Origin of the sequence: Lacinutrix algicola (genome assembly GCF_001418085.1) — a bacterium.
In the GTDB taxonomy this organism is placed as follows: Bacteria; Bacteroidota; Bacteroidia; order Flavobacteriales; family Flavobacteriaceae; genus Lacinutrix; species Lacinutrix algicola.
Map to the genome: position 1 here is coordinate 90902 of NZ_LIQH01000037.1, position 7435 is coordinate 98336.

General features: G+C 29.9%; 6 protein-coding genes. 2 read left to right on the forward strand and 4 right to left on the reverse strand.

The window, feature by feature from the left end:
• Nucleotides 1-226 precede the first annotated feature (226 nt).
• Nucleotides 227-1630: an RtcB family protein gene (locus ASC41_RS09775; protein WP_055436462.1), complete on the forward strand. Its 1404-nt coding sequence runs from the start codon at nucleotides 227-229 to the stop codon at nucleotides 1628-1630.
• Nucleotides 1631-1688: 58 nt separating this feature from the next.
• The gene (locus tag ASC41_RS09780; protein WP_152971454.1) at nucleotides 1689-2147 is read left to right on the forward strand and encodes a hypothetical protein; all 459 of its coding nucleotides are present in this window, start codon (nucleotides 1689-1691) and stop codon (nucleotides 2145-2147) included.
• Nucleotides 2148-2242: 95 nt separating this feature from the next.
• Here ASC41_RS09780 and ASC41_RS09785 read toward each other — a convergent pair whose 3' ends face one another.
• From ASC41_RS09785 to ASC41_RS09800, 4 genes are all read right to left on the reverse strand, one after another.
• On the reverse strand, nucleotides 2243-4894 hold the full coding sequence (locus tag ASC41_RS09785) for an SIR2 family protein (protein WP_055436464.1): 2652 nt from the start codon (nucleotides 4892-4894) through the stop codon (nucleotides 2243-2245).
• 122 nt (nucleotides 4895-5016) lie between these two features.
• Nucleotides 5017-5466 (reverse strand): hypothetical protein, encoded by a 450-nt coding sequence (locus ASC41_RS09790; protein WP_055436465.1) that lies wholly within the window; start codon nucleotides 5464-5466, stop codon nucleotides 5017-5019.
• Nucleotides 5463-6146, reverse strand: a complete 684-nt coding sequence (gene mtgA, locus ASC41_RS09795) for a monofunctional biosynthetic peptidoglycan transglycosylase (RefSeq protein WP_055436466.1) — start codon at nucleotides 6144-6146, stop codon at nucleotides 5463-5465. The genes ASC41_RS09790 and mtgA overlap by 4 nt, the downstream gene beginning before the upstream one ends.
• A 4-nt stretch (nucleotides 6147-6150) precedes the next feature.
• Entirely contained in the window at nucleotides 6151-7266 is a 1116-nt protein-coding gene (locus ASC41_RS09800; RefSeq protein ID WP_055436467.1) for an NAD(P)/FAD-dependent oxidoreductase, read from the reverse strand.
• Nucleotides 7267-7435: the final 169 nt, after the last annotated feature.

Consider the following 7435-nt stretch of genomic DNA (forward strand, 5'->3'; position numbering starts at 1 on the left):
CGTGGCAATCTGCTAAATTCTAGTTCTTAACAATGTTAGGTTTTAGATAGTTTTAAAAAGGATGCCGCATCAATCCCTTACGCGGTGCATATTTACTAACAACAGCTATTATTCTGAACTTGACTCAGAATCAAATAAATACAGTTTTAGAAAATAAAAAACAACTACGCAAAAACAACGCGTATTACACTATCATATTTGTAGTGCAATTAAGAAATTAGAAAACATGAACACAAAAATAACAGGAAACCATTTATTAGAGTTAGGTTTCAGACAAGGAAAATGGATGAAAGACGCCATTACACATATTAACGAAAACAAATTAGAAGACATCGAAATGATCAATTATTTAGAGCAATTTAAATCGCCAGATCCTATCGCATTACATAAAAGTCTAATAGATTTTTCTATAAACATTAAAGCAGAAAACGAAGAAGAAAAAGACAATGTTGCCAAAGTAGTAAACTCTATGCAAACCTTAATGAAAACACCAACATTAGTAGATGGTGCAATCATGCCAGATGCTTGTCCTGCAGGTCCAGACGGAACAATCCCAGTTGGTGGTGTTGCAGTAGCAAAAAACGCCATCCATCCAGGAATGCACAGTGCAGATATTTGTTGCTCTGTCATGTTAACCGATTTTGGTAAAGCAGACCCAAAAGACATTTTAGATGCTGCGCATGCAAATACACATTTTGGTCCAGGTGGAAGAGATAGAGAGTCGCAATTTAGATTCCCAAAAGCATTATTAGAAGCTTTTGAAGCTAACTATTTCCTAAACGATGGAAATATGTTGCAAATAGCGAGATCACATTTAGGAACTCAAGGCGATGGTAACCATTTTTTATTCGTTGGTAAATCTAAAAAAACAGGAAACACCATGATGATTACTCATCATGGCTCAAGAGGTCCAGGCGCAAGGTTATACACAAAAGGCATGAAAGTAGCTGAACGGTTTAGAAAAGAATTATCGCCAGAAACAAAGAAACAAAACGCATGGATTCCATTTTTAACCGAAGAAGGAAAAGCCTATTGGGAAGCCTTACAAACCATAAGAGATTGGACAAAGGTAAACCATGAAGTCATTCATGATTCGGTAGCCGAAACCTTAGATATTGCAATTGAAAATAGATACTGGAACGAGCATAACTTTGTTTTTAAAGATGGTGATTTATTTTACCATGCTAAAGGTGCAACACCATTAGATTCTAAGTTTATGCCAGATATTACTGGTCCAAGATTAATTCCTTTAAACATGAGCGAACCAGTTTTAATTGTAGAAGGCGACACAACTAAAACCAATTTAGGTTTCGCGCCTCATGGAGCTGGTAGAAATGTGAGTAGAACACAACATAGAAGAAGCAAAACAGGCACAACCATGCAAATCTTTAAAGAAGAAACTAGAGGTTTAGATATTAGATTTTTCTCTAAGGAAATCGATATTACCGAGTTACCATCTGCTTACAAAAAAGCAAATAGCGTTAGAACCCAAATGGAAGAGTATAACTTAGGTAAAGTTATTGACGAGGTAATGCCTTACGGTTGTATTATGGCTGGAGATTTTCAGAAAAATGCACCTTGGAAAATTAAGAGAGATAAGAAAAGGTTGAGGAATAAAAGTAGAACTTAGAAAGGTGAAAAGTGGGTAAATGAAAACTTACCTGCTTTCTATTTTAAAACGATTAGTTATGAGTAAGAGAAAATTATTAAAAAATATAGCCAGCGGAATTATTAATTCTTTCATAAGTAGAAATAATGATGTTTATGGTTATTGGGGAATTGGAAAGCTATACAGTTTGATGGTTTTATCTAAATCTATGGAAGTTGAAATTAATTTGATTGATAAAATAATCAAACCAAAAAATAAAGAACTCAAATTATTAGTTAATATATACTCTAAATATTTATTCTCTCAAATAAAAAAGCAAGGTATAAAAGAAGAATACTTAAGTAAAGCTACTATAGAGATAAAAGGTTATCCAAATAAACCTATTCTAGCTTTGGGAAGATTAGCGCCACATAGAATACGTTGTAAAATTATAATTGAAAACGATTTAGGTAAAAAGTATTCGCTTGAGAGAAATGTTTGGTGTAGAGAACATAATCCAAAACTAGAATCAAAAAGTACTAGAAATTATGAAAATTAAAATATTAGAAAAATTTTTTACGATTTAATAGAAAAATCAATAAATAACCTTAAAAAGAATGAAAGTAGACTGACTTAGGTTGGTCTGCTTTTTTATTAATCTAATGTTTGATTATATTTTAATAACAAATCTTTAAAATCCTTTTCATCTTTACGACTATCCTTAACGTCTTTATCTAACCACGAAGCTTTAGCATCCATGGTCATTGCTTTTTCTAAAAATATATAAAACTGTTTGTTATCTCCTTGAGTGGAATAAATAGCTGCTTTTGTTCCATAAATAACACCATCTTTATTGTCTAATTTTAAAGCTTTTTCAATAAATTCATGTGATAGTTCTAATTTATCTATTCTCCTATATACATTGGCTAAATTCGAATATGTTACTGCACTTTTATCATCAATTTTTAGGGAAATATTATAATCTTCAATAGCTCCATCAAAATCATCTAACTTGCTTTTAGTTACACCTCTATTATTATAATATACAGATTCTTTATTGTCTAAATTTATAGCTAAATTATAATCTTTTATGGCTTCTGCATATTTTTCAGAAACTCTTTTAACAGAAGCTCTATCTGAATAATATTCCGCCTTATTTTGATTCAATTCAATAGCTTCATTGTGATGCTTTAATGCGTTTTTATAATCCTCTTTTTGTTCATAAAGATTACCAATTTCGTTTAAGTTTTTATGATTTTTTGGATCTACCTTTTTAATTCTTAGTCTCAATTTTAAAGAATCATCTGTATCTTTATTAGAATTAAAATAGCAGGTAGCTAAATTCATCATAGCACTTATATCTTCTTCTTCTATTTTTAATAATTGCTCATAATGACTTATAGCATTGCCCATTTCATCTTGTAATGAAAACTGTCTAGCCATTGCTCGATGATGCTCTACGGTATTCAACAAGAGGTTTTTTAAGTTCTTAACACTTACTAATGATACTTTCTGCTTAAAATTGGAATCTATATTTGGGAAGTTCTCATAAAAGTTTAAAAATTCGTTAACATAGCTCAGGTATGGCTCAAATACTTTATAAAGACGCATTTTTTTAGACCAACCAATAATATCTTCATCTCCTTTTATACCTACATTCTCTTTTACCTTTTTTATTATTAAATCTTTTTTATTACACATTAAATATTTAGCCGCATCTGGCATTGGCAAATCAAACAAAAAAGGAACAAAATCTTTTATATCTTCTATATTATCATTTTCATAAAGTTTATCTACTGATGAATTCCCTTTATAGAAAGGTAAAAAATAATTGAAAGGAGTATCTTTAAAATATTCGTTTTCAAATATCTTTTTATCTAAAAAAGATGCGTTTTGTAATTCAAATTGCATTAAACCAATAATCTTTTTCAATGCTTCTTGAATATCATTACTTTCCTTTAATCGTTCAAGTTTTTGAGTTAATGATTTGCTGTAACGCAACCATTTATTACCTAAATGATTTAAAATAAAGAATAAATAGGTAATTGCTTTTTGCCAAACTTTATCTTCACTATCATTTGTGAAATCAATAAGTAAATCTATTTTTTTTGGATCTAATTTTTTATGATTAATTAGACTACAAGCTAATGCACTAACGATTACACTTCTGTGATACCATTGATGATTCTGAGAATGTTGCTCTCTTACTTTTTGAATATCAGCTACAACTTGAGAAGAAAGATTTTCAGAATTGTAAATTAAATCAAACAAATGTTCAAGCTTTTCATCTTTATGAATTGGTATATTGAGATTAAAATCTAAGTCTAATTTTAACGTTTGTAATTCTAATATTCTGTTTCTAATTTTAGCTACTTCTTTTGAAATTTTCTTTTTATTAAAATCAGTTTCCTTTTTATATTCTATTAACTTATCATCAAATAATCTTTGAAGAAAAACTAAGTCTTCACTTTTAGAAATGTCTACTTTATCATCTTTTACCTTTATAGAAATTTTCTCTGATATATTTTTTGTTTTAAAAGAAATTAATTCATCCAAAAGCCTATCAAAGCTATCATCCCAATTTTCAATTGGTAATGACTTTACATTATACTTCGAAAAGTCCTCTTGCTTTTTTTGTATAACATAATGTTCTTTATTATAGCCATTATATAAACTATATATATATTCCATCTGTTTAACTACATAAGGGTCGTTAAGACTAAACCCAACAAATAGAATAGTTTTAGTTGTAAGAAATGTTTTTAAGGTTTGTAAATCCGGAGTATCATCTTCATATAATTTTTTATAATCAGAATCAAAAAATATACATGTATCTGGATCAGTAATATCACCATGAATTTTATATAAAAAAGGCTTTCCTTGTAAACTTTCTGATTGTTGAAACTTATTTCCATTAGAAAAAGCTTCAACCTCATCAGGTTTTACTTTCTCTAAAACCTTATCATAATTTGTTGTAAATATCTTGTCGCTTAAATCCCATAATTTTTTATGTTTATCTAGTTGAGATTTATCAAAATTAACTGATTTAATCTCTTTATTAAGTGATCGCTTTGCTTTTGAGTTATAATTATACGTTTCTAGCTCATTTAAGGCTTCAAACACATTAATATTATCTCCTTGTTTAAAGTGATAATCAAAGTTGAAACGCCCATCATCTTTGATCTCCTCTAAAATATTTTGTATTAACTTAGTCCAACTAGGAAATTTTAAAGGCATTGACATTCCAGCACCTACAAAGAGCACTAAACTATCATTCTCAATAGCTTCTATTAATTTTTTATTCATGCAAATTTATTGGTATAATCAAAGGGAATTATTAAATATAGAAAAAGAGAATCTATTATTATACCTAAAAGAGGAATTATCGTTCAAAATTTAATTTTAACGATTAAGTATTAGAATAATAATTAGTTTACCTCACTAATAACAAACTCATTCTCCCTAAAAGCAACTGTATCTCCAACCGTTTTAGAAACCAACAAAAGACCAATAGGCGTATTTGGAGAAATGGCATAAAACTTAACACCATCTACCTCTAATTCTCCAGAACTAATACTAATAAAATAGTTTGCTTTATTGGTGTAAACTACACTACCAAGTTTTACTTTTTTAGATGCGTTTGTAACATCTATTTTAGATAAGTTTGTTTTTATTTTAATAATTTCGGCTAATTGGTTTCCTGCTTTTTCGCGTTCTAATTGTAACATCGCGCGACCAGTTTCGTGCTTATCTCCTGCACTACTTTTGGTTTCACTAAGCAACGATTCCTGAATTTCATCCATTGTTGCTTTAACCGTTAATAAACGAGCATCAATAGATTCTAAACATAAATTATACAAGGTTTCTTTTACTGTCATTTTTGTGCTTTTAATTCTAATGTACCATAAAATTGCATTTGCCTTACAATCCAATGTTTCCTTTTTGTAATATAAGCAGAAGCCGGATTTGCGCGATACTTTCTTGGACTTGGTAATATAGAAGCGATTGCTGCAGCTTCGTAAGCCGTTAACTTAGCGGCTGGTTTTTTAAACCAATATTGAGATGCTGCTTCAATGCCGTAAATACCGTTTCCCATTTCTATACTATTTAAGTACACTTCGAGAATACGTTCTTTAGACCATATTTTTTCAATTAAAAAAGTAAAATAGGTTTCTAAACCTTTGCGCAACCAACTACGACTTGGCCAAAGAAACACATTTTTTGCTGTTTGCTGGCTTATTGTACTTCCTCCTTTTATACGTTTACCTTTTTTATTATTCTCGTAAGCCTTCTCTATGGCTTCAATATCGAAACCATTATGCTTTAAAAATTTTTGATCTTCGGTACAAATAACTGCTAATTGTATGTTTTTAGATATATTTTCTATGGGTTCCCAATTGTGTTTCCACAGTTGTTTTTCTGAAGTATTTTCAAAATAACGAATGACCATTAATGGTGTTACAGGTACTGGAACAAACTTAAATAAAACAACCAAAGCCACAGAAGACACAACGCTCCAAAAGAAAACTTTAATTAAAAATTCGAAAGTTTTTTTCATTTTGTTATAAGGTAATATCTGCTAATTGTTTTCCAATAGTACTTCCTATTGCAACTCCCATTCCTCCTAATCTAACACCACAAAACACATTATTACTTAACTGTTTTACTATTGGTTTTTTCTGACTACCAACACCCATAATTCCGCTCCAACGGTGTTCTATTTGAAAAGGTGTATTGGGTAAAATTGTGGTTTTTAGTAATGTTTCTAGCTTATTTTGAATGAGATCTGTTTGAGATAATTGGGTGGTTTCTTCAGTTTTAAAATCTAGGTTTCTTCCGCCTCCAAATAATATTCTATTGTCTATATTCCTGAAATAATAGTAGCCTTCATCTAAATGAAACGTGCCTTTTATGCGTAAGTTTTTAATGGGTTTTGTTATTAACACTTGTGCTCTTGCAGGTTTTACGGTTTCACTTATTAATTGTGATGCAAATCCGTTAGTGGCTATTAATAATTTAGCCGATTTAAATTCAAATTTGTTTGTTTTTATATTTACAGTATTCTCGTTATCTGAGAATTCTTCGACTACAACATTATTTAATATTTTAATGCCTTTTACTTGTACTTTTTTAAGCAAGGCTTCCATCATTTTTCCTGTATCTATTTGCCCTTCGAACTGATTGAATATATAATTCTCTTTTATGCTTTTAAACTGAAACGTATTTGGTTTTAAACTAAAAACATCTGCTTTAAATAATGGTTTTAGCAATTGATTTATCTGTTCTCTTTTAGAAAGACAGTCTTCGAATAATGCATTGTCTTTTTCTGAAAACAATTCGTAGCCTCCCAAAGCTTTATAACCTATTTTAATATCTCCTAAAGTTTCTCTGAGACGTTTTAAACCTTCTTGCCTCTGTTTTATTAATTCTAATACTTCTTGTTCGTTGTGCTGTTTTAAATCGCTTAAAATCTCACTTAAACTACCAAAACAAGCAAAGCCTGCATTCTTTGTACTTGCTCCTTGTGGTAAAAAGCCTTTTTCGAGAATTAGAATATTTGCTTTTGGATAGTGTTGTTTTAGTTCTAAAGCACAATTAAGGCCTACTATACCGCTTCCAACTATAGTATAATCTACGTTAGTTAACCATGATTTTATTTCCCAATAGCTTAGATCCATGATGCTAAGTTATTATTTTATTTTAAAATGTTGCGTAGTGTGTTAAGGATAGAAGTGACATCCTTTTTGTTTTTCTCAAAAAGATAAAGCGGATAGCCTGACTGTTGCTATTTCAAGCAAAAGTAACACCATAAAAAAATAGGATATATATTAAAACAAAAAAGCGACT